The sequence below is a fragment of the Paenibacillus kyungheensis genome, assembly GCF_028606985.1.
Taxonomy (GTDB): domain Bacteria; phylum Bacillota; class Bacilli; order Paenibacillales; family Paenibacillaceae; genus Saccharibacillus; species Saccharibacillus kyungheensis.
This window is the reverse complement of record NZ_CP117416.1, coordinates 4,888,153-4,912,404: the sequence shown is the minus strand read 5'-3', so window position 1 is coordinate 4,912,404 and position 24,252 is coordinate 4,888,153. Positions and strand designations below refer to the sequence as shown.

The 24,252-nt window shown below is 40.3% G+C and carries 21 protein-coding genes; 14 read left to right on the top strand and 7 right to left on the bottom strand.

The window, feature by feature from the left end; all coding sequences use genetic code 11:
- Positions 1–47: 47 nt before the first annotated feature.
- The 4 genes from PQ456_RS21330 to PQ456_RS21315 all read left to right on the top strand — a co-directional run bounded on the left by PQ456_RS21330 (position 48) and on the right by PQ456_RS21315 (position 7,194).
- Positions 48–1,808 carry a hypothetical protein gene (locus tag PQ456_RS21330; RefSeq protein ID WP_273614014.1) on the top strand — a complete coding sequence of 587 codons (1,761 nt, stop codon included), beginning with the start codon at positions 48–50 and terminating at the stop codon, positions 1,806–1,808.
- 39 nt (positions 1,809–1,847) lie between these two features.
- Positions 1,848–5,156 carry a beta-galactosidase, LacZ type gene (lacZ, locus tag PQ456_RS21325; protein WP_337957884.1) on the top strand — a complete coding sequence of 1,103 codons (3,309 nt, stop codon included), beginning with the start codon at positions 1,848–1,850 and terminating at the stop codon, positions 5,154–5,156.
- Positions 5,157–5,372: 216 nt separating this feature from the next.
- Positions 5,373–6,569 (top strand): hypothetical protein, encoded by a 1,197-nt coding sequence (locus tag PQ456_RS21320; RefSeq protein WP_273614012.1) that lies wholly within the window; start codon positions 5,373–5,375, stop codon positions 6,567–6,569.
- A gap of 64 nt (positions 6,570–6,633) precedes the next feature.
- Positions 6,634–7,194 carry a hypothetical protein gene (locus PQ456_RS21315; RefSeq protein WP_273614011.1) on the top strand — a complete coding sequence of 187 codons (561 nt, stop codon included), beginning with the start codon at positions 6,634–6,636 and terminating at the stop codon, positions 7,192–7,194.
- Positions 7,195–7,280: 86 nt separating this feature from the next.
- On the opposite strand, the gene PQ456_RS21310 is transcribed toward PQ456_RS21315, so the two are convergent.
- Positions 7,281–8,000 (bottom strand): MOSC domain-containing protein, encoded by a 720-nt coding sequence (locus tag PQ456_RS21310; protein WP_273614010.1) that lies wholly within the window; start codon positions 7,998–8,000, stop codon positions 7,281–7,283.
- 90 nt (positions 8,001–8,090) lie between these two features.
- Between PQ456_RS21310 and PQ456_RS21305 the strand changes: the two genes are divergently transcribed.
- Together PQ456_RS21305 and PQ456_RS21300 are read left to right on the top strand one after the other, a co-directional pair.
- Positions 8,091–10,481: a septation ring formation regulator EzrA gene (locus PQ456_RS21305; RefSeq protein WP_273614009.1), complete on the top strand. Its 2,391-nt coding sequence runs from the start codon at positions 8,091–8,093 to the stop codon at positions 10,479–10,481.
- 130 nt (positions 10,482–10,611) lie between these two features.
- The gene (locus PQ456_RS21300; protein WP_273614008.1) at positions 10,612–11,175 is read left to right on the top strand and encodes an acyl-CoA thioesterase; all 564 of its coding nucleotides are present in this window, start codon (positions 10,612–10,614) and stop codon (positions 11,173–11,175) included.
- A 77-nt stretch (positions 11,176–11,252) separates the two neighbouring features.
- Here PQ456_RS21300 and PQ456_RS21295 read toward each other — a convergent pair whose 3' ends face one another.
- A complete protein-coding gene (locus PQ456_RS21295) occupies positions 11,253–11,477 on the bottom strand; it encodes a hypothetical protein (RefSeq protein ID WP_204826042.1) in 225 nt (74 codons plus the stop codon).
- Positions 11,478–11,698: 221 nt separating this feature from the next.
- Positions 11,699–12,196, bottom strand: coding sequence for a hypothetical protein (locus PQ456_RS21290; RefSeq protein WP_273614007.1), 498 nt, complete (start codon positions 12,194–12,196; stop codon positions 11,699–11,701).
- A 213-nt stretch (positions 12,197–12,409) separates the two neighbouring features.
- On the opposite strand from PQ456_RS21290, the gene PQ456_RS21285 reads away from it, so the two are divergent.
- The 5 genes from PQ456_RS21285 (at position 12,410) to PQ456_RS21265 (ending at position 19,180) form a co-directional block, all read left to right on the top strand.
- Positions 12,410–13,693, top strand: coding sequence for an ABC transporter substrate-binding protein (locus tag PQ456_RS21285; RefSeq protein WP_273614006.1), 1,284 nt, complete (start codon positions 12,410–12,412; stop codon positions 13,691–13,693).
- A gap of 63 nt (positions 13,694–13,756) precedes the next feature.
- Entirely contained in the window at positions 13,757–14,644 is an 888-nt protein-coding gene (locus PQ456_RS21280) for a carbohydrate ABC transporter permease (RefSeq protein WP_273614005.1), read from the top strand.
- Positions 14,644–15,525 (top strand): carbohydrate ABC transporter permease, encoded by an 882-nt coding sequence (locus tag PQ456_RS21275; RefSeq protein WP_273614004.1) that lies wholly within the window; start codon positions 14,644–14,646, stop codon positions 15,523–15,525. Before PQ456_RS21280 ends, PQ456_RS21275 begins: the two co-directional genes overlap by 1 nt.
- 494 nt (positions 15,526–16,019) lie before the next feature.
- Positions 16,020–17,567 carry a DUF4127 family protein gene (locus tag PQ456_RS21270; RefSeq protein WP_273614003.1) on the top strand — a complete coding sequence of 516 codons (1,548 nt, stop codon included), beginning with the start codon at positions 16,020–16,022 and terminating at the stop codon, positions 17,565–17,567.
- Positions 17,564–19,180: an FAD-dependent oxidoreductase gene (locus PQ456_RS21265; protein WP_273614002.1), complete on the top strand. Its 1,617-nt coding sequence runs from the start codon at positions 17,564–17,566 to the stop codon at positions 19,178–19,180. The genes PQ456_RS21270 and PQ456_RS21265 overlap by 4 nt, the downstream gene beginning before the upstream one ends.
- A 150-nt stretch (positions 19,181–19,330) precedes the next feature.
- Here PQ456_RS21265 and PQ456_RS21260 read toward each other — a convergent pair whose 3' ends face one another.
- Positions 19,331–19,555 carry a hypothetical protein gene (locus PQ456_RS21260; protein WP_273614001.1) on the bottom strand — a complete coding sequence of 75 codons (225 nt, stop codon included), beginning with the start codon at positions 19,553–19,555 and terminating at the stop codon, positions 19,331–19,333.
- Entirely contained in the window at positions 19,507–19,860 is a 354-nt protein-coding gene (locus PQ456_RS21255) for a sigma-70 RNA polymerase sigma factor region 4 domain-containing protein (RefSeq protein WP_273614000.1), read from the bottom strand. The genes PQ456_RS21260 and PQ456_RS21255 overlap by 49 nt, the downstream gene beginning before the upstream one ends.
- Before the next feature lie 275 nt (positions 19,861–20,135).
- Here PQ456_RS21255 and PQ456_RS21250 point away from each other — a divergent pair, with 275 nt between their 5' ends.
- The gene (locus PQ456_RS21250) at positions 20,136–20,651 is read left to right on the top strand and encodes a DUF2179 domain-containing protein (RefSeq protein ID WP_204826049.1); all 516 of its coding nucleotides are present in this window, start codon (positions 20,136–20,138) and stop codon (positions 20,649–20,651) included.
- Positions 20,652–20,787: 136 nt separating this feature from the next.
- Positions 20,788–21,636, top strand: coding sequence for an aldo/keto reductase (locus tag PQ456_RS21245; RefSeq protein ID WP_273613999.1), 849 nt, complete (start codon positions 20,788–20,790; stop codon positions 21,634–21,636).
- 120 nt (positions 21,637–21,756) lie between these two features.
- Here PQ456_RS21245 and PQ456_RS21240 read toward each other — a convergent pair whose 3' ends face one another.
- The gene (locus tag PQ456_RS21240; protein WP_273613998.1) at positions 21,757–22,317 is read right to left on the bottom strand and encodes a PadR family transcriptional regulator; all 561 of its coding nucleotides are present in this window, start codon (positions 22,315–22,317) and stop codon (positions 21,757–21,759) included.
- Between the two features lie 155 nt (positions 22,318–22,472).
- Here PQ456_RS21240 and PQ456_RS21235 point away from each other — a divergent pair, with 155 nt between their 5' ends.
- Positions 22,473–22,961 carry a phenolic acid decarboxylase gene (locus PQ456_RS21235; RefSeq protein WP_204826052.1) on the top strand — a complete coding sequence of 163 codons (489 nt, stop codon included), beginning with the start codon at positions 22,473–22,475 and terminating at the stop codon, positions 22,959–22,961.
- A gap of 116 nt (positions 22,962–23,077) precedes the next feature.
- Here PQ456_RS21235 and PQ456_RS21230 read toward each other — a convergent pair whose 3' ends face one another.
- Complete coding sequence (locus PQ456_RS21230; protein WP_273613997.1) at positions 23,078–24,094, bottom strand: substrate-binding domain-containing protein; 1,017 nt, start codon at positions 24,092–24,094, stop codon at positions 23,078–23,080.
- Between the last annotated feature and the right edge of the window lie 158 nt (positions 24,095–24,252).

Sequence of the window (24,252 nt, the reverse complement as noted above, 5' to 3'; positions counted from 1 at the left end):
ATACTATATTGCATACAGAGCAGATCAAAAGCAAGGAGGGAATAGGTATGGCGGTGAGCGAGCAACTGGTGAATATCAATGATCTATGGGTAGAACAAGGTATGGCTGGACAGATTTTGGATCGTGATCATCGATCTTTTGGCGGAGTCGTTGATCCTGAAAATGGAATTGCCTGGCCGAATCATCATGCAGGTACACCGGTATGGATGGCGATCTGGGGAGCGGCACTAGTTAATCCTTCCTCAGCTTACTACCATAGTGAACAAGTGTTAGAGCGACTTGAATATGCGGCTCAGTATATGCTTGCTTTTCAACATGACGATGGGTCCATCTCTCCGGGGTGGACTAATTTTCATTCGCCTCCAGATACAGCCTTTGTCGTGGTAGGCTATTCGCAATTGTATCTGCTATTAGAACAGGACGATTGGAGTAAAAATGCTCCGGTAGCTAGTCGTATATTGTTATTTCTCAAGCAAACGATTCCGGTAATGATAACAGGTGGTTGTCATACGCCTAATCATCGCTGGGTATTATCAGCGGCACTTAGTTATTTGTATCGATTATTCGGTGATCCCAGATTGCTAGAGCGAGCAGAACAATGGTTAGCAGAAGGAATAGATATCACTCCAGACGGAGAATGGACAGAGCGTAGTAACGGTATTTACAATGCGGTAAGTGATGTGATGTTTATTCATACGGCTCGCTTGTTAGACAAGGCTGAATTGCTAGAGCCCGTGCGAGCGAATCTAGAGATGATGATCTATCTAATCCATCCTTCAGGAGAGATTGTAACGGATTATTCAGGTCGTCAAGATTTTGGACAGAATTTTACACTGGATAGTTATATGCTGTCTTATTATTTAATGACGATTATCGATCAGAATCCTCAATTTGCGGCGATGACAGCATTAGCTGAAAAAGCGTTACAGACCAATGCTCGTCCACCAAGCAGTGCCAACAATCCATTGGTAGGCATGTTGTTATATCCAGATGCAGGTACATCTGTGCTGGCGACAGCTTTGCCAACCCATTATCGCAAAATGATTAACGGTTCATTTGATCGTTATCAATATATCAAACAGATTGCAGAAGTAGGCTATGGTCAGATTCAGTACAGTCGTCCTCATTTGGATTTTGGTGCACCTGTCATGCGGATTCGTGAAGGGGATACCAGTATCACGATGATGACAGAAACGTCTTCTTTGCTAGCGATCAGATACGGGCAAGTGCGATTGCTTGGTGTACAGATCGCTTCGTATTTTGGTCCGGGCTTTGTGCCGATGCAATCTTTAACACCAACAGCAGATGGGTTCACAATGACAGCGACGTATGAAAAGGGTTACAATAGTTGTGTACCCGAGCATGAATTACCTGCTTCTGCACAAGCAACAGTGAGTCCGTGGTATTTGCTTCCTCATCAACACCGTATTTCTACTCATACGCAGACCTATCTATTGGAAGTGCGTATTACCGAATTGGAACATGGATTGGATCTAGAAATTATTTCTAATGAGCCTCCAGATGTGATGACACAGCTATCGTTGGTGTTCGACCAGCAAGCAATCATTACAGCGGTCGATGGGCAATTAGAGCAGATCACTCCTGAATCCCAGTTATGGTCAGCAGGAACGGTTGTTGTTCAGCAAGGAAATGACATGATGGAATTAACAGGTGGGTGTCTGCAACATACCGCTAGCAGTGTACGAGAAGCTTCGTATCCGCGCGATTGTCAGACGTTACTTGTCAATGTAATGACTCCTTTTGTGCACAGAATAGGGATTCGTCTCTTACCCGGTACAGATGTATGATCGCATCTATATACATCTACAACTATGTCGACTAAAGAGGTGATTGATTTGCGTAACCAAAAGTATACGTATACCGCTCCACCGAACGGGTTTCCTGAATGGAACCGCAATCCCGGCATTTTCCGTCTCAATCGTCTAGATGCGCATGCATCTGTGATTCCGTATGATTCGGTAGAACAGACTTTAAATGGAGAAATCGCAGATTCACCCTATTACCAATCCCTAAATGGAACATGGCAATTCGCTTGGGCTGAAAATCCAGATCAGCGTATTGTTGATTTTTATACAAAAGAGTATGACACCAGTACATGGAAAACGATTCCTGTACCTGCACACTGGCAAATGCATGGTTATGATGCTCCTCATTATACCAATGTACGTTATCCGTGGGATGGACATGAAGATATTCAACCACCGGAAGCACCGACCCAATTCAATCCTGTCGGTTCATATGTACGGACATTTTCTGTGCCTCAAGATTGGCAGGAAAAAGGTTCGGTCTATATCCATTTTGCAGGTGTAGAATCTGCTTTTTATATCTGGGTAAATGGCGATCTGGTCGGTTATAGTGAAGATTCGTTCACTCCGGCTGAATTTGATCTGACTCCTTATTTACAAGCAGGCGAAAATAAATTAGCGGTAGAAGTCTATCGTTGGTGTGATAGTAGCTGGTTAGAAGATCAAGACTTTTGGCGATTGAGCGGTATTTTTAGAGATGTTTATCTATATGCGTTGCCTGATACGCATATTCAAGACTTCTTTGTACATACTGATCTGGATCAACAGTTTCAGGACGCACAATTAACCGTCGATCTTACTTTGCATCATTCCGGTTCGGCAATGGCTCGTCCTGATCCAACAGACAGTCTACGTTTTACCGATGTAGCCAAAGAATCGTACAGTATTCATGCGCAATTGTATGATGCTGATCGCAATCCACTTTGGGATCTTCCATTAAGTAGCCCGGTTTCGTTTCCGTTTAATGCAACCGAAGGATTAGAAGGCGGAGATATTCATCGCACACAGATTCAGTTGTCTGCGAATGTGATAAATCCATTGAAATGGAGTGCAGAAGCGCCACATCTCTACTATCTAGTGCTGACGCTTAAAGATACCAACGGTCATATTATTCATTATACAGGTTGTCAGGTGGGCTTCCGTACATTCGCAATCGAAGGCAATGTCATGAAGATCAACGGGAAAACTGTAGTCTTTAAAGGAGTTAACCGTCATGAATTCAATGCGGTAACAGGACGTGCGATCACACGTGAAGATATGATTGCAGATATTCATTTAATGAAATCGTACAATATCAATGCTGTACGGACTTCTCATTATCCGAATCATCCGCTCTGGTATGAGCTGTGTAATCAATATGGATTGTATGTGATTGATGAAGTGAATCTGGAAAGTCACGGTGCTTGGACGTACGGGCAAAAAGAACTGCTCAATACCGTGCCAGGTAGCAATCCAGATTGGACATATAATGTGTTAGATCGTACCAATTCGATGTTCCAAAGAGATAAAAATCACCCGTCCATCGTAATCTGGTCGCTCGGTAATGAATCATTTGGTGGCGATAATTTCTTGCATATGGCGGACTTTTTACGCAAAGCCGATCCATCACGAGTAGTGCATTATGAAGGCGTATTCCATTATCGTCCTTCTGAAGATGCTTCTGATATCGAAAGTCAGATGTATACGCATATTCGTGAGATCGAGAAATATGCTCAACACAATCCAATCAAACCATTTATTCTGTGTGAATACAGTCATGCGATGGGGAACTCTTGTGGAGGCTTAGCAGAATACTGGAAATTGTTCGATCGTTACGAAGTATTACAAGGCGGATTTATCTGGGATTGGATCGATCAAGCGATTCAGACACAGACTGAAGACGGAACTACGTATTTAGCATATGGTGGTGACTTTGGCGAGAGTCCTCATGATGGCAATTTCTGTGGCGATGGTCTGATTTTTGCAGATCGTACCGTATCTGCGAAGCTTGCTGAAGTGAAAAAATGTTATGAACAGGTGAAATTTAACTGGCGATTGGGTGAAGATCATCCTGTAGACGATGGATTAGAATCGAATGCGGTCATTACAACCAAACATTTGTCCGCAGGCGAAGCGGTAATTGAAGTTGAATTAACGAATCAGTATTTGTTTACTTCGTTAGAAGAATTTGATTTCAAATGGATCTTAACCGCAAATGGACAACTTGCTGATCAGGGTGTGTTAAGCCATGTAGTCTGTGCTCCAGGGCAGAATGTTACAGTCACTTTACCTGAATTGAAGCAGATTCCACGTGCTCCAGGGGTAGAATATATTTTGACATTATCGGTCGTACTCCGCGCAGATCAATTATGGGCGCAAGCAGGTCATGAAGTGGCATTTTCTCAATTTACATTGCCTGTTGTGCTGTCATTTGGTTCTCATCATGATGCTGAATTGCACGATCCTGAGCCGATTAGTGAATCTAGCCTTGTCGCTGTACAACATGCAGGTATGATTATGATCAATGGCGAAGGATTCTCGATCATTTTCGATTCAACCAATGGTGAGATGTTGTCTTATCAGATCAACAAAGTCCAATTGCTAGCTCAAGCCCCTGCTCCTCATTTCTGGCGTGCGATGACAGACAATGATCGCGGGAATCATCTGGATGAGCATAGTGAGGTATGGCGCAGTGCGTCAGATGAGCGAGAATTGGTTCATTTTGAAGTCGATCTGGCACGAGCGCAAGATATCATTATTATCAAAGTAGAATATTTACTTCCAACCGCAGGGTATTCACAATGCTTTGTCGATTATCATATTTTTGCCGATGGACGTGTAGAAGTGACTCAACGCTTGAATCCGGGCAAAGACTTACCTGAGATTCCAGAGATCGGCATGTTGCTGATGATGGATGCTTCTTTTGATCAATTATCATGGTATGGATTAGGTCCACATGAGACGTATTGGGATCGTCAAGCGAGTGGTAAAGTAGGCATCTATACCGGAACAGTAGCCGAGCAGATGGCTCCGTATCTCAAACCACAGGAATGTGGAAACAAAGTAGATGTACGCTCAGCGACAATTACGAATCGTGATGGAGTGGGCTTACAGATTACCGGTCTGCCTCTGGTTGAACTGAATGTTCTTCCATATACACCAGCAGAACTGGAAGCCGCACCACATCATTACCAGTTGCCTGCCAGTGGACATACCGTAGTGCGAATCAATGATAAGCAAACAGGAGTCGGTGGCGACGATAGCTGGGGTTCTGAACCGCATGAACAATATCGCCTGTATGCGAATCGTTCGTATACGTATAGTTATGTAATGCAAGGTATTGTGAAATAATAAAAATAAATCTTTTTCTGATTTTTGGGAAAAGATTTATTTTTTTGTTAAATAAAATAATAATATTATATTATTTGTATAATTTAATAGTTCTTTAGGTAAAATTAATACATTTAATGGAATTAGATTGAATATAAATAAGTCAAATTGCATATATACCTTAATATGTAAAATAATATATATTGAATTAGGAAAAAATATCCTAGGAGGAAGAAAATGAAAAAAAATGTATTAATATTAACTTCGGCAATAATTTTATTAAGTTTTACTTTATCTGCTAATGCTTCATCTATTACTAGTACCGAGCCTTTAAATAAGACTGAGATACAAAAGGAAATGGAACAAGCTTTACAAGATCAAATAAATTATCACGTTGAAGAGTACTTAAATTTATCTAAATCCAGTAAAGTTGAATATTTACAAGAGTATGGAATTACTGGAAAGTCTAGTCTTAGAATATCTAGAGTTACACAAGATACATATTTATCTGAAAATCAAGTTGAGAAAGCATTTGAAGATAAATTAGAAAGTGCATATATTTATACAATGGATGAAAATGGATATGTATATGATAAAGAAGGAGACATAGTAAATAAAGTAGATTTAAATATCGAAAGTTCTAATAAAGATATAATTGCAAATACTAATAATATTAAAGTTCAAAGACTAGCTAGTACTGCTATAGATTCTTCAATCAATGGATATAATTCAGGTGCTTTTTCTAGACAGGTTACCAGTTCTGGATACAGTGGAATAAAAACAACTTTTACATTACCTACAGCCACTAATATATCGATTGCTAACTCTAGTGTTATTGGATATTTGTATAATGGAATTGATACGGTACCTACTGGTGCAGGAGGTTATAAACTAGAAGCTGGATTACAATATAGCCCTGCAACATCAGGTTATACTGCATCTATTCACCCGCAGAATCAATCACAGAATGCTGTACCTGATGGACCGGATACAAACTACAGTAATACAAATCTTCCTAAGCGCTACAAGCCCGGTACTTCTATAACTCATAATTTAATTTACGATACTTCTTCAAGCCAATTTAAGTACTTTGTTAATGGAACTAATGTTAATGGTACATCCCAATATATTTATTTTTATTATCATAAAAGTTTAACTTCAGATCAGTTAAATGACATGCATGTAAAAAGAGTAGTTGCTTTAGCAAAAACAGGTTATACGGGAGAAAGTTTAGGGAAAATTAACTTACAATATAATGATACTCAAATAACAAATACAGCAGGAACCACTGTATCATTAACTTCTGCTAAATTAGATAGTTTACAGAAAAATGGGAAGATTTATGGTACAGCAGATAACCCTTCTAGTAAGATAACAAAAACACCAGCTTCTGGTAATATAGCATCTCAATCTATTACAATAAACGCTCAATAATTCAATGCAACTTTTTGAATTATATTTCGTTTATAATTTATAAACTTCAAGGAGGATTAAGTAAATGAAAAAAATTATAGGAATAATTATTGGTCTAATATTACTTACAGTAAGTATTAGTCATTCAGCACAAGCAGCAGATTCACTTCGTACTCGTGCAATGAATGTATATAATCCGGCACTAACGAAAACTACACTAAGCGTGGGTGAAATAGGTAATAAACAAACAAATATAGAACGTAAATATAACAGTCAGTATATTCCTGCAAAAGATGCTTTTGCACCCTATGTAGATTCGCTTGTATGGAATAAATCTACTAAAGTAGTATCTGTTAAAAATGGTGGGAAAGAAATGATTTTAAATTTTTCAGGTAAAAAGATAATTGGTAAAACAAATCAAGTTGTCTTACCTAGTAATTGGACTAAATTAGTTAATGGTAAGGCTACAATAAATGGTTCAATTCTAGCTTATTTATTTGATGAATATGGTTCCTCTTATAATGATATGGAAAGAGACCAATGGCAGGAAAAATTATCATTTCTAAATATTGATCATACCGATGGTATTCCAGGTGTTAGAGATGGATATATGCATGTGTATCTAGCTTATACTAAGAATAAATAGAATATTAAACTAAGAGGGTATATACAGAAACATTAATTTCTGTATATACCCTCTTTTTCATAGAATAAATTAGGATTATAATTCATTCAACTTTCTAATCGCTTAATCAAATGCTTACGAAGTGATTCTGCTAGAGCTGGCTCCGCTAATAATTGACGCAAAGCCTTGGTATCTCCACGTTCATCATACAGAATTCGATTACATACGGCGATTGTACTTCCATTCCCTTCACGGCGAATCATTTCAAATTCATCTCCAGCTTGCACGACTCCATTTTCCAATACACGAAAATAAAATCCAGAATATCCGGTTTCCCGTACGCGCATGATCATTTCTTTACGTTCCAAATGAGCAGATAACTTGAAGCAAGGCTGACGGGGCTGACTGACCTGTACGATAGCCGTTCCGATCCGGTACACATCTCCAATACATACCACATCTTCAGTCAACCCAGTGACTGTAAAATTCTCCCCAAAAGCCCCCGCTTCAAAAGGACGATCCATTTCTTTAGCCCACCAAGCATAATGATCTTGGGAATAGACACAAGCGGCTTTGTCAGGGCCACCATGATTTTTGAGATCGCCTTGACCATCACCTTCAATTCCTTGCGAACTAATGGGTAATGATTGAGTAGAAGGGCGTTTGATAAATCCGGTATAGACGGATTTGTTATTCCACTCTACATTTACAGGTAATGCTGTGTTTAACGAACATAATTTTGGTAACATAGATATAGCAGGGTTCACCATAAGATCATTTCCTCCAGATTGAGATTGCATTACAGATATTGTTATGTGTTCTATCATAATATAAGCCTCTTTATTAAAACATCTCTTTTACCAAATATCCTTTTTGTTAAGGGCTCCCCTTTGAGCAGGGAAGAAAGGAAATGATCGATGAAAATAGACAAACGCACATTCAAATTCAATATATGGCTTCCGTTATTGTTAGTATGCTGGTTGATCTCGCAAAGTATGACAGGGATTGCTTATAGTGCACAGCAACAAGGATTTGTACGGGATGATGCAGGACTATTCAGCAGTAGTGAAATTGACAAGCTTAATACAGAACTGAGCGGACAAGAATACCAGATGTATGTGAATACAGCTACAGGTATGGATGAAGCCCAAGGGCTGGCTTACGCCAATGAGATTTACGATCGCTCCAATTTGGACAAAAACGATATGGTACTTGTTATTACAACCAATCCGAATTATGTCCATCTGGTATTTCAAAATGCAGTACTCGCTAACAAAATTGCAAATAGCAATGAGCGCACGGTACAAGGGGTAACCGATAACGAATTTGTTCCCTCTGCCCAAGATGGCGATATTGTAGGCGGTGTGCTGGCAGTTAATAAATACATCAATCATGTTCCATTCACGACAGTCATTTCACAAAAGTTAGCACAAGTCGGATTAAACTGGGGTTCAGCGATTGCATTATTGATCGGTGGGATTGCGCTGATCTGGTTGATTATTCGCTTGAATCAGATGGGCAAGCTTCGAACTCGCCGTCAGCAGATACAAGTACAGCACGATCAGATCGCAACCTCACTTAATAGCTTGATTGTATCTGATCTGTTCAAAGAGTTAGAAATGGGATTTGTAACCGGACAGACCAAAGAAATGATCGAACAGTTGCAAGCGCAATTGATGAAAGAACATGCGCATATCGCTATTTTACAGCAACAGATAGATGCAGTTCGCATCTCAATCGGTTCTGTCAAAAAGTCGGCTACCGATCTCGAACAGATCGAACAACAACAGACCGAGTGGGCAACCGATATGGCAAATGTCCAAAAACATCATCAAGAAATAGACGAGTTATCGCGTACTGTACGAGGAATGGTTGAAGCATCCAAAGTCAATCTGGAACAAGTGAAACAGACAGTAGCAAATCTGGAAAAGCAATATCAGTATCCACTGACAGCGATGAAAGATCGAATCGCTACGATTGAGCATATTTTACAAGAAGCTGATCAGTTGGATGAATTCGATTTTATCAAAGCCAAAGAACCGGCTGAACGTGCAGATCAATGGTTAGATGTTCTGTTAGAAGATATCCGTCTGTATGGAGAATGGGTGCAACGCAGTCAAAGGTATACTGCCGAGATCGACAATACCGAACAAGAATTACGTCCGATTGTCGAACGGGAAAAGCTTAAATTAACGGTAGACGATCCTTTCCGTTTGTTAGAACATGCACGAGCTGAAGAAATCAGGCTAACTCAATTGCTAGCAGGCGGTAATGTAGAATTGATCCGTCAAAGTATGACCATTATCGAGCAAGATATTGCAGAAGCCCGTCAGGTGGTAAGTGATCTGATTCGTTTCCGGGATGAGTCCAACAAGACATTGACGATGGCGCAACAGCAAATGACAGATTTTCGCACGATGCCTGAAGTATATAATCAGGAAGTGAGTCGTCTGCAAGGAGAGTATGCCAATGTTCATATTCAAGAACAAGGAGCTCGTTATCAAGAAATTCAGAAAAGACAAGGTGAAGTCAATATACTGACTCCACAAATGGTAAATGCATTACATGATCAAATCCAACAGTATCGTCAAGCCAATATATGGAGCGAACAAGTGAGAGAATCGCTATCTCGGATGGAGGAATTACGTACCGAGATTACAAGCTACAAAGACCTGTTAGACAATCAGAAGCAAAGTGAGAAACAGCGCTTGGCAAATCTACAGGCAGATTATCAACGTGCTAATGAACAGCAAGCAGCGATTAGAGTTCATCCTGACGATACCCAGCAAGTGCAAGCGACTAGCTATGATGCTCTGGAACAAGCACAGCAGATCCTAAGCGGAAGCTTGCTTAATATGTCGAAAGTCAAAGAAGCTGTAGATCACGCGGCAACCTGTACACAGAATTTTGTAGATCGTGTAGAAGAGCTGACCAGACAACGTCAAGAAGCTGTGGAAGCGATCGAAGGGCTACTGCAAGAACATCGGAATTTGTCTGCTCGTTATTTTACAACAGCGATTACCACCCATGTTCCGATGCTTCATGTACTGATCGAAGAGTTACAGCAACTGGTCAGTCAGGGTTATTTTGTACAAGCCCAGCAAAAGGCACAAGAAGGCGAAAGTATACTGCAATTTATCGCTCTCGAATACAAAGCGATCTATGATCAGGAGCAAGAGCGCAAGCGCCGTCAGCGTTCATCCGGCGGAGGTTCAGGCGGTTCATCATCCGGTGGAGGAAGTCGTTCGTCTAGCAGTTCCAGTTGGAGCGGAGGCAGTAGCCGTTCATCAGGTTCATCGAAATGGTAAATGATAAAGGATTTGCTGATTCATTGTATATTTTCTGAAAGCTATATTTGCAAACACGTCATAGAGAAGACTATGATAAGGATAGCTAGCAAGTCTAAAGACGATGGTATCAGTATAGGGAGGTAGAACAATGGATCAGTCATCTCAAGCGGGACAAGGTCAACCGACCAAACCGCAACAAGTCGAAAGTAAATATGTAAGAGAAACGCGTTGTTTTAAAACATCCCGTGTATTCCCGACCGATGTGAACAATCATAATACATTATTTGGCGGTAAATTGATGTCATATATCGATGATATTGCTTCGATTACGGCTTCCAAATTATGTCGTGTAGATACAGTCACCGCTTCTACAGACTCTGTCGATTTTCTGTATCCGATCAATCCGACCGATTCGGTTACGCTGGAATCGTTTGTCACATGGACAGGTCGTAGTTCGATGGAGATTTTTGTGAAAGTGATACGCGAAGACCTCAAAACAGGGGAGAAACGCATTGCAGCAACCGCCTTTCTTACCTTTGTAGCGATTGGCGAAGACAATCATAAAGTTCAGGTACCGACAGTGATTCCAGAAACAGAAGAAGAACGCAAATTACACGAAACTGCACCTTCGCGAGCAGCGATGCGTCGCCAACGCAGAGAAGAAAGCAAAGAATTTGCTGATTACCTCACCACTGAATATCCCTGGGAATAACAACAAAAGCCAGTACACTCTATCTCAACTAGAGCGTACTGGCTTTTTATTTTATCCGATCAATATTAACCGCCGAACTACTCTTTCTGCTCGGTTTTGCGCGCTTTCCAACGCCACATCATTTCTCCGAACAAATAGCCGCATAACAAAAATAAAGGAACCGTATCTGTGATTTCTTCGAGGATACTATGAAAAGTCAGTACAAAACGATGATCTATATAATGCATGGCGATCATGCCGAGAGATGTTGTCCCACCGTAGCCTAATACACCTTCGCTCCATATAAATTGATACTTACTCATCATGACCTCCACATTAGTAACGGTATTAAAATCAATGTTATGACAATACCCACATCTATCCGAACATGACAACTATTTCTAAATAATAGCGTATTCATAAAAGAGTCGCAAGACTATTTCTGTGTAATTGGAAAATAAATACAATCGCAAGAAATAGCAAAGCTATTTTCACAGCAATCAGCGGTTATACATTCATAGAATTTCAGCCTTACATCTTACGTTTATAAAGGGAGCAAATCTTGGCGTTTGGCAATATGTTCACAGTCTTTGCAGACGCCTACCAATCCACCATTGTCATTAGCATAAAAAGTGAGGTGTTTGACATCTTTTTTGCAATACGAGCATTTTTGAAGTCGTCCACTGGAAAAAGATTGGACTTGCTTGGGTTGATGTAGATTGCGAACAGTTGCTAATTTGGGAGGAATAGATACCGGTGGTACAGTTGTATCTTTAGGTTGGATATCAGCAGATTTAGCAGAATGTTTTTGTTCTGATGTCAGATGTTTGCGTTCACGAAAAGCAGATAAATCTACAATATTGGGATGATGCGCTGGATGCTCTTGTGTTGTGTGATCTGGTTGTGGTTCTTGAGCTGGCAATATAGGATCTGCCGGATGTATCGTTACCTTTTTGAGAGGGAAAACAATCCAGAGAACAACAGCAACAGCAACCACGGCTACTACAATAATACCGGTCAATATAATCGATCCTGGTTGCATAGACATTCACCTTCTTTTACACATATTTAGTAAGAAAAAAACAATTAATTACAAAAGGATTACCTTTTAATTCCTATCTATCCCTTTTTTGTTACATTTAGTTTTGCTATAATTCGTGTCATAGGTAGAACGGTGCCTGTTTCTGGCATCAACACCGCGATATCTTACATATTACATGATGGTCGTAGAAAGTATAACTGCCACACGAGAGGAATGAAGATTGTGAAAAAGAAATTTAGAAGTTGGATGTCAGTATGTCTACTCGCTGCATTATTTGTATCTTTACTCAGTGCATGTGGTTCAGACGCCAAAGATAATGAGGCACAAGATGGCAAAGTTACATTGAAGTTCTGGACGATTGCTCTTCAACCTACGTTCAATGACTATTTTAATGGCTTAATATCAGAATACCAAAAAAGTCACCCTGGGGTAACTGTAGAATGGAGCGATTATCCATATGATGCCATTTCTAATAAGTTATTAACCGGAATCGCAAGTGGTAACGTACCTGATGTTGTAAATTTAAATACAGAATTTGCTAATCAAATGGCTTCTAAAGGTGCACTTGCTGATCTAGGACAATGGATGAGCGATGATGAGAAAAAATCATATTTTGATGGTATTTTTAATTCGACGGTATTTGATAACAAAGCCTATGCATTGCCGTGGTATACCGGAACAGAAGTGTTATTTATGAACACTCGTCTGGTGAAGCAAGCAGGGCTTGATCCCAAAAATCCGCCAAAAACGCGTGATGAGCTCAATGAATGGTCCCGTCAGATCAAAGCCAAAACAGGAGCCACTGGATATGCAACTACATTTGCAGCTAGAATGTTCCCGGTTGAAGGCATTTCAATCTTAAACGACGACAAAACAGCAGCAGCATTTAATACGCCTGCTACCCTAGCTTTAATTCAGAAAATGCAAGGATTGATCCAAGAAGGCGTACTGGTCAAAGAAGATGCTAACTTTGATAAGCAGATTCAATACTATTCCAGTGAACAGACCGCTTTTGAAATTGCAGGCCCTACTTTTATTAATTTTATCAAAACATCAGCACCAGATGTATATAAAAATACGATTGCTGTTCCACTTCCTACAGGGAAAGCTGATGTGCGTTTGTCGAATACGATGAATGTGGTGGTTCCTTTAAAATCAGCGAATGCAGAACAAGCAGCTGAATTTGCGAAATTTTTGACCAATGCGACCAACCAGACCGCATTTGCTAAAGCAGCAAATACATTGCCAAGTACCAAAGAATCGATCAAAGATTCCTTCTTTACTGAAAATGATGGCACATTAGAATCCGAAGCCAAAGTGGTCTCTGCTGAAAGTTTGGATAAAGCAGTCGATTATATGGTCGGTGTACCGAATGCTGGTGATGTGAACTCGGCGATTGCACGTCAATTGCAAGAAATCTTTATGAATGGGAAAGACCCTAAACAAGGATTGACAGAAGCTGAACAAGAAGTAAACCAAATTCTGTCGCAAAACTAAAGGGCTATGCAAGCAGATCAGCAACCTAACCAAAGACGGACCCTTTAAAGGCGGTGGACGAACATGAAGAAATGGATGAGAACAGAAACATTTGCCGCATGGGCATTTATGGCTCCTGGACTGCTAATTGTCGCTGTATTCGTGTTATGGCCAATTGTATACGGACTTCCGTTATCTTTAACCGATTATTCGGTCATTGGAGAAACGCATTATGTAGGTCTAGACAATTATGTAACAGCTTTTCAAGATAAAAGTTTTTTGGCTTCGTTATGGAATTCAATGGTGTATGTGTTGATTGTACCGATTATTCAGATTATTTCGATCTTGATGGCTATTCTGGTCAATAGCCGAATTCCATTAATTAAAGCTTTTCGCGCAGCGTATTATATCCCGGTCGTCACCTCAATGGTGGCGGTCGCGCTGATGTGGAGCTGGTTATTTAGCAGTAATGGTGTAATCAATTATGCGTTGATTCAATTGGGTGTTATTCAAGAGCAAGTTGGCTGGTTGTCCAGTAGTAACACAGCATTGTATGTCATTATGTTTATTACGATGTGGAAAGGGCTTGGCTATTATATGATGCTGTATCTGGCTGGACTTCAATCCATTCCAACCGATCTGTATGAAGCATCGATGATCGATGGAGCAAGTCGCTGGCAGACCATTTACCGGATTACAATCCCTTTACTGCGTCCGCATATTTTATTTTGTACATTAATCTCGTTAATGGGGGCTATTCGTGTATTTGATGAAGTGTTTGTACTAACCAATGGTAAAGGTGGCCCGGGAACGGCTACTTTGACGTCCAGTCTGTATATTTATCAAAAAGGATTGGTGCAATTTAACTTTGGTTATGCGTCAGCACTTGGTCTGATTGTAAGTGTGATCGTCGGTATCTTGAGTATACTGGTGTTCCGTCTGAACAAGAAAGGCGGTGTGCAAACGTACTGATGAATAATCCAACGATAAATACCAAACCTAATTACAAAACGCCCAGTCCGCAAGCACGTAAATGGAAAAAAGGATTTCGATATACGATTACGTATATTTTGCTGATTGCTTTGGCGCTGTTTATGACCGGCCCTTTTCTCTGGTTGCTCAGTGTATCGCTAATGCCAGGTCGTAATGTATTTTCCAATCCACCTGCGATTTTCCCGACGTTTATTAATTTCGGCAATTATGCGCAAGTGTGGAACTTTATGAACTTTCCTAAATACATTATGAATACGGTCATTATTACAGTGATGGGTGTTGTATTTAATATTGTTCTGTCCTGTATGACGGCTTATCCGTTAGCTGTATTCCGGTTTAAAGGTAGAGATATGGTGTTTACCCTGCTGATTGCTACGATGATTATTCCATCATCTACTGCAATGATCGTGCATTACTTAACGATCCAATGGATGAATCTAGGTAATACGTATCTAGGTGTAGTACTACCTGCGGCAGTATCGGTATTTAATATTTTCTTAATGCGCCAGACGTTCTTAACGATTCCGACTGAAATTCGAGACTCCGGTAAAATGGACGGTGCATCTGAATTACGCATCTGGTGGCAACTGGTATTACCACTCGTCAAACCGGGCATTGCCGTGATTATGCTACTCGAAGTGATGGCATTCTGGAACAATTTCCTGTGGCCAATTGTTGTGCTAGATGATCCCGAAAAATACCCATTAGCATCAGCACTAACATATCTTAACGGACAATTTTCCTACAACTTCGGCTGGATCGCCGCAGGAACCATCATTTCCGTAATCCCAATCATCGTCGTATTCCTGTTCACCCAACGCTACTACATGGAAGGCTTAGCAGGAGCCGTGAAAGGATAACAAAATTAATACACCTATATAAACGATCCACTATCAAGAATCTTGCTGAAAGCATATCTTAATCAAAAGTGATAGCGTTAAAGTGGAAAAGAATTTTGATAATTTCCAAGTGAAAATTTTATCAACACTATACTTTTTAATAAAATAAGCTCTATTTCAAATATTCATTTTCAACTATCTCTTTTCTTTAAAATAAACTATTTCTTTTATAACTATTCCTTAAAACAAAAAAAGTAACTTTACAACAAGCAGTCCATCTTTTCCTGCCCCACCAAATAGAAAATTGCCGAGCTTACTCTGAGCGAAGGGAACGATATCATGCTGAAAGAGCGAAGCGCTCGCTTTACAAGTTTTCTTTAGAAAACTACTTCGTAAGCATACACCTAAGATGGATATCGACTGCCCAGCAGTCAAATCAAGATATCCATCTTTACCAGCGACGACAAGCAAGATATCGTTCCCAAAGCAGTGTAACTCAAAGGAGTCTATCCCAAATGAAATTGGTGATTGTACCTTTAGACGAAAGACCTTGTAATTATCATTTTCCTTATGAACTGACACGAGGAACCTCTTATCAGGCTGTCCGTCCGCCTCATGAATGGATGGGTCGCAAAAAGATTGCCGCAGATACACAGCGCTTGTGGACATGGACCAAGCTGGAATGTCAATCGGCTGACGGAGCAGTGATTGCATTAGATACATTGCTATATGGTGGAATTGTTCCTTCCCGTCTGCACGAACTAGATATGGATGAGCTAACACGCCGGCTTGATCAATTAAAACAACTGAAAGAGCAGAATCCATCACTCAAATTGTTTGCTTTTCAACTGATTATGCGATGTCCGCAATACTCTTCTTCTGATGAAGAGCCGGATTATTATGCCGATTGGGGACGAGAAATTTTCCGCAAAGGATATCTAGAACATTATGGTGAAGAGCACACATTAACGACAGAAGAACAGCAAGAACTGGATGATATCAATAGCCGTTTGCCACAAGAGGTACTGGATGATTATCTAGGTCGGCGTGCAGTAAATCGAGAAATCAATCGATTGGCACTGGATTATGTAGAGCAAGGTGTGATCGATTTTCTGATTTTCCCGCAAGACGATTCAGCTCCTTATGGCTATACAGCTAGAGATCAACAAGAAGTGCGGACACGTATTCGAGCATTACGTCTCGGATTACGCGTCTATATGTATCCAGGAGCAGATGAAGTAGGTTGTACACTGGTTGCTCGTATGATCAATCAGTTAAGTAACCATATTCCGCAAGTCTATGTTCGCTTTAGTTCGGTGAACGGAGCGTTTATTATTCCTGCTTATGAAGATCGCCGATTATATGAAACATTGAAGTACCAGATTATTGCCGCAGGAGGCATGGTGGCTTCAGACGAACAAAGCGCAGATATCTTGTTACTGCTGAACACCGCAGGAGAGAAAATGGGTGAAGCGGTCTATCAAGGATCACCTTCAGCTAACTATGATACAGAACGAACCACTGTAGAGCTGGTCGAGTATGCAGGTTACATATTGGATCGTAATCCAGATGCTGTTGTAGCGATTGGTGATATCGCTTATGCCAATGGCGGCGATCTTGAATTACTGGATTTGCTTCGTCAGCGTGGAATTCTGTATCAACTGGCAGGATATGCAGGATGGAATACCAGTTCTAATACGTTAGGTACGGTGATAGCACAATCGATGATCTACCGTATGTATGGTGCTACTCAAGAACATATGGATTTTCTAGCCTTACGGTATGTGGAAGATCTGGGCTACGATTCGGTAGTACGTAAGTATTTGAGCAATGGGCCGATCCAAGAATTAGGTCTGGATAAATTTCAATTAGACGGTGAACGAGGATATGTTGCCGAAATGGTGCGTAGTCATTTGGAGCAATTTATTGTGGAACATTTGCAAGAAAATGGCGTTCGTATTGATATTCAAGATTGCTATATGCCATGGAATCGTATGTTTGAAGTAGGGTTATCGATTCGTACGCATCAATCGGTACAAGATCACAAAGGAGAACAATCATGACAGAACAAATCAGACAAACAGATGTTGTTGTAATCGGTGGCGGTCTAGGAGGCTGTATGGCAGCTCTTGCCGCAGCCAAGCAAGGATTAACAGTCACCTTAACGGAACCGACTGACTGGTTAGGTGGACAGCTTACATCACAAGCAGTTCCGCCAGATGAACATCGCTGGATCGAACGTACTGGAGCAACAGCGACATTTCGTGAATTTCGTGAACGTGTCCGCGATTATTATCGTCGTAACTACCCATTAACTGATGAAGCGATGAACAATCCGATCTTGAATCCGGGTAACGGCTGGGTGAGTCGATTAGCTCATGAGCCTAAGATAGCACTTGCTGTACTGCACGAAATGATGTCTCCGTATCTGCATACGCAGCGTATTCAAGTGTTATATCATACTGTGCCTGTGGAAGTAGCTACAGAATATGACCATATCGTATCGGTTACTGTAAGTCATACGCAAGCAGTCGGTAAAGTAAGTGAGTACACGCAATTGATCGGTCAATACTATCTGGATGCTACCGAAGAAGGCGACCTGTTGGCACAATCGGGAACAGAATTTGTTAGTGGAGCTGAATCGAAGTCAGACACTAATGAACCGCATGCTCTAGAACATGCAGATCCACTGGATATGCAGTCGATCACTCATGTAGCAGCAGTAGATTATGTAGAAGGTGAAGATTTTACAATCGACAAGCCCGCCGAGTATGACTACTGGCGTGAATATATGCCTTCGTTTTCTCGCTTTCCGATTTTGAGCTGGTATGCTTCTGATGCGAATGATACGACCAAGTTAAAAGAATTTACTCTTTTTCCAAATGATCAAGGGGTAACGTCATTATGGGATTATCGCCGTATTATTGATCCGGCGATCTGGCAACAACCCCTTCGTGAACAGATTCAGGAAGTTAGTCTATTGAACTGGGCGCAAAATGATTATTATGCAGGGGCTGTAACAGGTGTGCCGATCTACGAACGTACCCAAAACCTCGAAAGTGCACGCCAGCTTACATTTTCATTAGTGTACTGGTTGCAGACCGAAGCGCCACGTCTGGATGGAGGCAAAGGCTTCCCGGGTATTCGTTTGCGTGGTGATATTCTAGGGACTGCCGATGGACTTGCCAAAGCGCCTTATATTCGTGAATCTCGCCGGATCAAAGCGTTATATACGATTACCGAGCATGATGTAAGCAAAGAGTTACGCGGAGCAGAAGGAATCAAGCGATATGAAGATAGTATCGGTGTAGGTAGTTATTCACTGGATCTACATCCAACTGTCAAATCACATCGTACATTCTATATTCCTAACTATCCATTTGAAATTCCATTAGGATCATTGATTCCGGTACGGGTCAAAAATCTGTTGCCCGCTTGTAAAAATATTGGCATGACTCAGATTGCTGGCGGTTGCTATCGTCTGCATCCGGTGGAATGGAATATCGGAGAGTCCGCAGGATATCTAGTCGCTTATGCGATTCAGCAAGGTATTACACCGCGTGAAGTCTACGAATCAACAGAACATGTCAGTCGCTATCAAGAGATGTTGCTTGAAGCAGGTGTAGTAATTCACTGGCCGGAAGATGTAGAACAAGAAGTATTGAATCCTCAGTAATATAGTCTTTTTCTTTTGTTAATCTTTAATATATGAAATAGCCTTTTGTCCGTATGATCGATGGACAGAAGGCTATTTTTGGATACAGCATAGAACGATAACGTGTAGAACAATAGATATCGTTATGATTGTCATAATTGAATACGAAGATCATTCTGCTAATCCTGCTGTGACCAGTTCTAACAATTCAATACGTAACGTCTGCATAGCATCTTCATAAGGCATTCTTAAGTATTTACTCAAATGCTTCATATCTTCTTCATAATAATCAAGTAACTCTAACATAGCACTTTGATCCTGATGGTGCTGAACCAAGTCTAATAGATTCACGAACTGATCTTCTGAGATAGATACTGCAAGCTTTTCTGTTTCCATCGGTTCACCGCCTGTTGGCTAATTTGTAATTGTTCTGCTAATTCAGCTTCGGTCTGTTGGTGTAGATACAATCCTCGAATAATTTGTTTTCCTTGCGCAGAAGGCAAGGTATCAATAAGTTCTTGAAGAAGAATATGTGAATAGGACTCTTCCATATGGTAAGGTGTATACTTATTGCTTTCGGTTAGTGTATGGAGTGACTGCTGTTCAGAACGAATCCGTACTTTGTTCCGATACTGGATACGCCATGCAATCTGTTTGAGTTGTCTACGATACTGCTCGGATAACGAAAGGGTCTGTTCCATCCTAATAGCTCCTTTATATTGATTTCCTTATTTTGTTACTTAAGGGAACTTATGTTCTTATCTTATAATAAAAAAGAACTAATGAGGTTGGAGATACGGGTAATTTATAGCGATTTATAAGCTGATTTAGAGCGAGGAAAAAGATGGACGTTCTGGAAAAACCTTAATTGATACTTGATCCCATGTGTAGAAAGAGATAGTGTAGAGGTTGAATATCTATAGATCACTAATGACATACACGATTATTTTGAAGAAGAAAGGTGTTTTTGCACGTTATGCTTAAAATTCTAATGTTTATTTTTCTGATTCAGATTGTATATGTAACGGCATATACGTTACGAACAATACTCACACTCAAAGGACAAAAATATGTAGCATCTGCGATCAGTATTGTCGAAGTCGTTATTTATGTTATGGGACTAAATCTGGTGCTCAAATATCTGGATCAACCGCTAAGTCTCACCGTATATGCGATCGGATATGGGCTAGGGATTTTACTCGGTTCATGGATCGAGGAAAAGATTGCGCTCGGGTATATTACGGTCAAAGTAATTAGCGATGTGCCGAATCAACGACTAGCAGAAGTATTGCGAGACAAAGGTTATGGCGTAACATCCTGGCTTGGACAAGGGCGTGATGGTGACCGGATCGTGATGGAGATTCTAGCCAAACGCAAAAATCAGGACAGCCTGTATAAAACTATCCTGTCTGTCGATCCCAAAGCGTTTGTAATTATGGTTGAGCCGCGCGAATTCCATGGTGGTTTCTGGACTAAAGCCATTAAGCGTTAAATAATACAGTCATAGAATCAGTAGTCTATTCGGAAAAGTACTCCTCAATATCGAGCTTCTTCAAAGCTAGCCATGTTTACCAATGGTTCAATGGTTTAAATAATGATTGAAGCAAAATAAGAGGAGGGCTTTTGATATGCAAACGAACGTTCCAACAAAAAAGCTGAATGACGGACTGGATATTCCAGCAATCGGGCTGGGTACTTATTCGCTGAATGGTTACAAAGGTGCTGAATCGATCAAACAAGGTATTGAAGCAGGTTATCGTCTGATTGACTCTGCTTTTAATTATGAAAATGAAGGTGCAGTTGGTAAAGCAGTACGCGAAAGCTCGGTACCACGCGATCAACTACGTGTCTGCTCCAAATTACCCGGACGACATCATGCGTATGATAAAGCGTTAGTAACGATCGAAGAATCGCTCCTTCGCACAGGGCTGGATTATTTTGATCTCTATATTATTCACTGGCCTAATCCAAAAGTAGATAAATATGTAGAAGCATGGCAAGCGATGATTGAAGCGCAAAAACGCGGTTATGTACGTTCGATCGGAGTAAGTAATTTCCTGCCTGAGCATCTAGAACGTATTATTGCAGAGACAGGAGTAGCGCCTGTTCTGAATCAGGTAGAATTGCATCCGTATTTTGAACAAACAGAACAGCGTGCAGCAAATGATAAGCATAACATTATTACTGAATCATGGAGTCCACTCGGTCGTGGTCGCGGAGAAGGTGTACTTGAAGATGCAGGTGTGCAAGAAATTGCAGACGCTCATAGCAAAACACCGACACAGGTTATTTTACGCTGGCATACTCAGCTAGGCGCTGTACCGATTCCGAAAGCAGGATCACTAGAGCATCAACAAGAGAACTTGAACATTTTCGATTTTGAGTTAACTGAAGAGCAAATGAGTACGATTTCTGCATTCAGTAAAGACAACAAACGTTTATGGGATCAAGATCCAGCAGAGTACGAAGAATTTTAAACCAAGCATATCTTGAAGCACTGATTATGATTATACAACCAACGTAAACTATACAAAAAAGGCATCCGTAATGGATGTCTTTTTTTGGTTCAAGTAGTCTATACATATTCGATCTATCGCCTACAAAAACAACTTCATTTGTTGCTCCAACCACACTACATAACTTTGTTCACGCGCTATCGCTTTGGTTAGCACAAGATAATGTCCCAGATGAGGATGATCGAAGTACATAGCATCAGCTGTATTTTCTGTACCGAATACAGGGATCAGGTCATCATATTGCTGTTGTAAATATACCAATTTGTCTTGTCGCTGTTGAAGCTGATCTTGAAAAAGAGTCTTTGCTTCTTCTTTGGATAATGTATGGATAAAATACATTTTGAGCATAAACGCATCTTTTTCTGTTTCAGGTAAAGGTTCTGGAGATATCGCCCACGCTAATAATTCTTTTCGCCCGGCTTCAGTGATAGTGTACATTTTCTTTTCTAACTTTTCTCCTTGAATCTGTGTGCGAAAATGAAGAAGCCCTTCATCTACCAGCTTACGCAACTCTGGATAGATCTGACTGTGCTTGGCGCTCCAGAACTGTCCGATTTCTTTTTTGAATTGACTGGTTATATCGTAACCACTGTACTCTTGACGGTAAAGTAGACCGAGAATCGCAAATTTTAATACTCTCATTCTATAATCCCCTTTGTATATCAATTCGTATATTTGACCATAGCATACCATAGTGTTAAAATAAACATGTTGATATTTACATGTTTTATTGGAGTAGTAATACATCAGAAACAAATCATTATCGCATTTACATTTCAGAAAGCAGGTGCTGTACAATGGAAAACTTTGTAGGAAGTCACATGATTTATACGTATGAGAATGGTTGGGAATATGAGATTTATATCAAAAATGATCATACGATCGATTACCGTATTCATAGTGGTATGGTAGCTGGACGTTGGGTGCGCGATCAAGAAGTAGATTTGGTGAAATTAACAGAAGGTGTATACAAAGTAGCATGGACAGAACCAACAGGTACAGATGTAGCGCTTAACTTTATGCCACTTGAAAAACGCATGCATGGTATTATTTTCTTCCCGAAATGGGTACATGAACATCCTGAAATTACGGTGTGTTACCAGAATGACCATATCGCTTTGATGGAAGAATCCCGCGAAAAATACGAAACGTATCCTAAATATGTAGTACCTGAATTTGCAGATATTACGTTTATCGAAAATGCTGGTGTAGACAATGAACAAGTCGTTGCCAAAGCTCCATATCCAGGCATGACAGATGATATTCGCGCAGGTAAATTCAAATAAAATTTAATAATATACAGGATGACCCTCATAAGTTCTATGGATCATGTATACAGCAAAAAGGAACGTCATCATGACGTTCCTTTTATTTTTATGTTCTATTACGTTGCTGCTAATAGTTAAGGCGCTGTATGCAGTGGAATCACCGATTCACGCTCAACTACACGTCCAGGCACAAGTGCACGACCAAAAGTATAATAAGGATTGCTTACTTTTTTTAAAATAGATTGCACAGCAAGCTTGGCCATTCGTTCTACATCGACTTCAACCGTAGTAAGCGGTGGTCTGGTAAGTGTCGCATAAATATCATTATCAAATCCAGTAACAGAATAATCGTGAGGAACGGTATAGCCTAAATCTTGCAATTTGTTAATCAGATTATGCGCTACTTGATCACAATTACATACAAATGCGCTAGGCATAGGATCAGGTAATTGAATATCAATATAAGTTCCGTCTTCATCCCGATCATCCAATATCCATTGAGATTGTAAAGGGATACGATGCTCCAACAATGATTTGTAATATCCTAGAAAACGATCTTGAATACTGCTGGTTGAATAAAGTGTACCTACATAAGCAATATCCCGATGACCTCCGCGGATCAACAGATTAGTCAACTCATACGCTCCATAGAAATTATCGGTAACAACAGCATCCATATCGACATGCTCATCATAGAAGTCGAGAAAAATCTTAGGTAACTGCATTTCCTGCATCGCTTCGATATAAGGCTTGCCGATCTGCCCCAAAATAATCAAACCATCTATTTTTTGCTCATAATACAATCGAGGTAAAGTAAGTGTAGATTCTTCTTCTTCCCCTAACGTGGTCATAATACCGTAATAACCACCTTGTTCTAGAATTTTGGCAATATATTTATACATGCGAAAATAAAAAGAATGATTGGTGCCGGTAAATCGCTCCGGGATCATCACTCCAATATTGTAGGATAGACCGTCTTTCATTGATTTGGCGGCTGTATTATAGCGATAGCCCATTTCTTCGGCGACTTGTTTGATCTTTGCTTTTAGACTATCGCTTACACCATCTTTATCTCCAAGCGCTTTGGAGACGGTTACACTACTAATATTCAACCGATCTGCGATATCTTTCATCGTTACTTTATGATTCACAAGCCCACCCCTTTATACTGGATCTATTGCATCTATATATGGACGTTTATCGGTCACTTATGATTAAGAATACGAATATCATATTATTCAGCACTATATCCAAAGTTGTAGTTGTAACAGACTAATACTAATTTTTTTGCAAAAGGCTGTCAATTGAT

Bases quoted from the DNA above. Each gene is read 5' to 3' on its own strand.
- PQ456_RS21320 (WP_273614012.1), top strand. From the start codon at position 5,373: ATGAAAAAAAATGTATTAATATTAACTTCGGCAATAATTTTATTAAGT.
- PQ456_RS21285 (WP_273614006.1), top strand. From the start codon at position 12,410: ATGAAGATTGTGAAAAAGAAATTTAGAAGTTGGATGTCAGTATGTCTA.
- PQ456_RS21315 (WP_273614011.1), top strand. From the start codon at position 6,634: ATGAAAAAAATTATAGGAATAATTATTGGTCTAATATTACTTACAGTA.
- PQ456_RS21255 (WP_273614000.1), bottom strand. From the start codon at position 19,860: ATGGAACAGACCCTTTCGTTATCCGAGCAGTATCGTAGACAACTCAAA.
- PQ456_RS21290 (WP_273614007.1), bottom strand. From the start codon at position 12,196: ATGCAACCAGGATCGATTATATTGACCGGTATTATTGTAGTAGCCGTG.
- PQ456_RS21300 (WP_273614008.1), top strand. From the start codon at position 10,612: ATGGATCAGTCATCTCAAGCGGGACAAGGTCAACCGACCAAACCGCAA.
- PQ456_RS21270 (WP_273614003.1), top strand. From the start codon at position 16,020: ATGAAATTGGTGATTGTACCTTTAGACGAAAGACCTTGTAATTATCAT.
- PQ456_RS21280 (WP_273614005.1), top strand. From the start codon at position 13,757: ATGAAGAAATGGATGAGAACAGAAACATTTGCCGCATGGGCATTTATG.
- PQ456_RS21235 (WP_204826052.1), top strand. From the start codon at position 22,473: ATGGAAAACTTTGTAGGAAGTCACATGATTTATACGTATGAGAATGGT.
- PQ456_RS21265 (WP_273614002.1), top strand. From the start codon at position 17,564: ATGACAGAACAAATCAGACAAACAGATGTTGTTGTAATCGGTGGCGGT.
- PQ456_RS21245 (WP_273613999.1), top strand. From the start codon at position 20,788: ATGCAAACGAACGTTCCAACAAAAAAGCTGAATGACGGACTGGATATT.
- PQ456_RS21305 (WP_273614009.1), top strand. From the start codon at position 8,091: ATGAAAATAGACAAACGCACATTCAAATTCAATATATGGCTTCCGTTA.
- PQ456_RS21240 (WP_273613998.1), bottom strand. From the start codon at position 22,317: ATGAGAGTATTAAAATTTGCGATTCTCGGTCTACTTTACCGTCAAGAG.
- PQ456_RS21275 (WP_273614004.1), top strand. From the start codon at position 14,644: ATGAATAATCCAACGATAAATACCAAACCTAATTACAAAACGCCCAGT.
- PQ456_RS21260 (WP_273614001.1), bottom strand. From the start codon at position 19,555: ATGGAAACAGAAAAGCTTGCAGTATCTATCTCAGAAGATCAGTTCGTG.
- PQ456_RS21295 (WP_204826042.1), bottom strand. From the start codon at position 11,477: ATGAGTAAGTATCAATTTATATGGAGCGAAGGTGTATTAGGCTACGGT.
- PQ456_RS21330 (WP_273614014.1), top strand. From the start codon at position 48: ATGGCGGTGAGCGAGCAACTGGTGAATATCAATGATCTATGGGTAGAA.
- PQ456_RS21310 (WP_273614010.1), bottom strand. From the start codon at position 8,000: ATGATAGAACACATAACAATATCTGTAATGCAATCTCAATCTGGAGGA.
- PQ456_RS21250 (WP_204826049.1), top strand. From the start codon at position 20,136: ATGCTTAAAATTCTAATGTTTATTTTTCTGATTCAGATTGTATATGTA.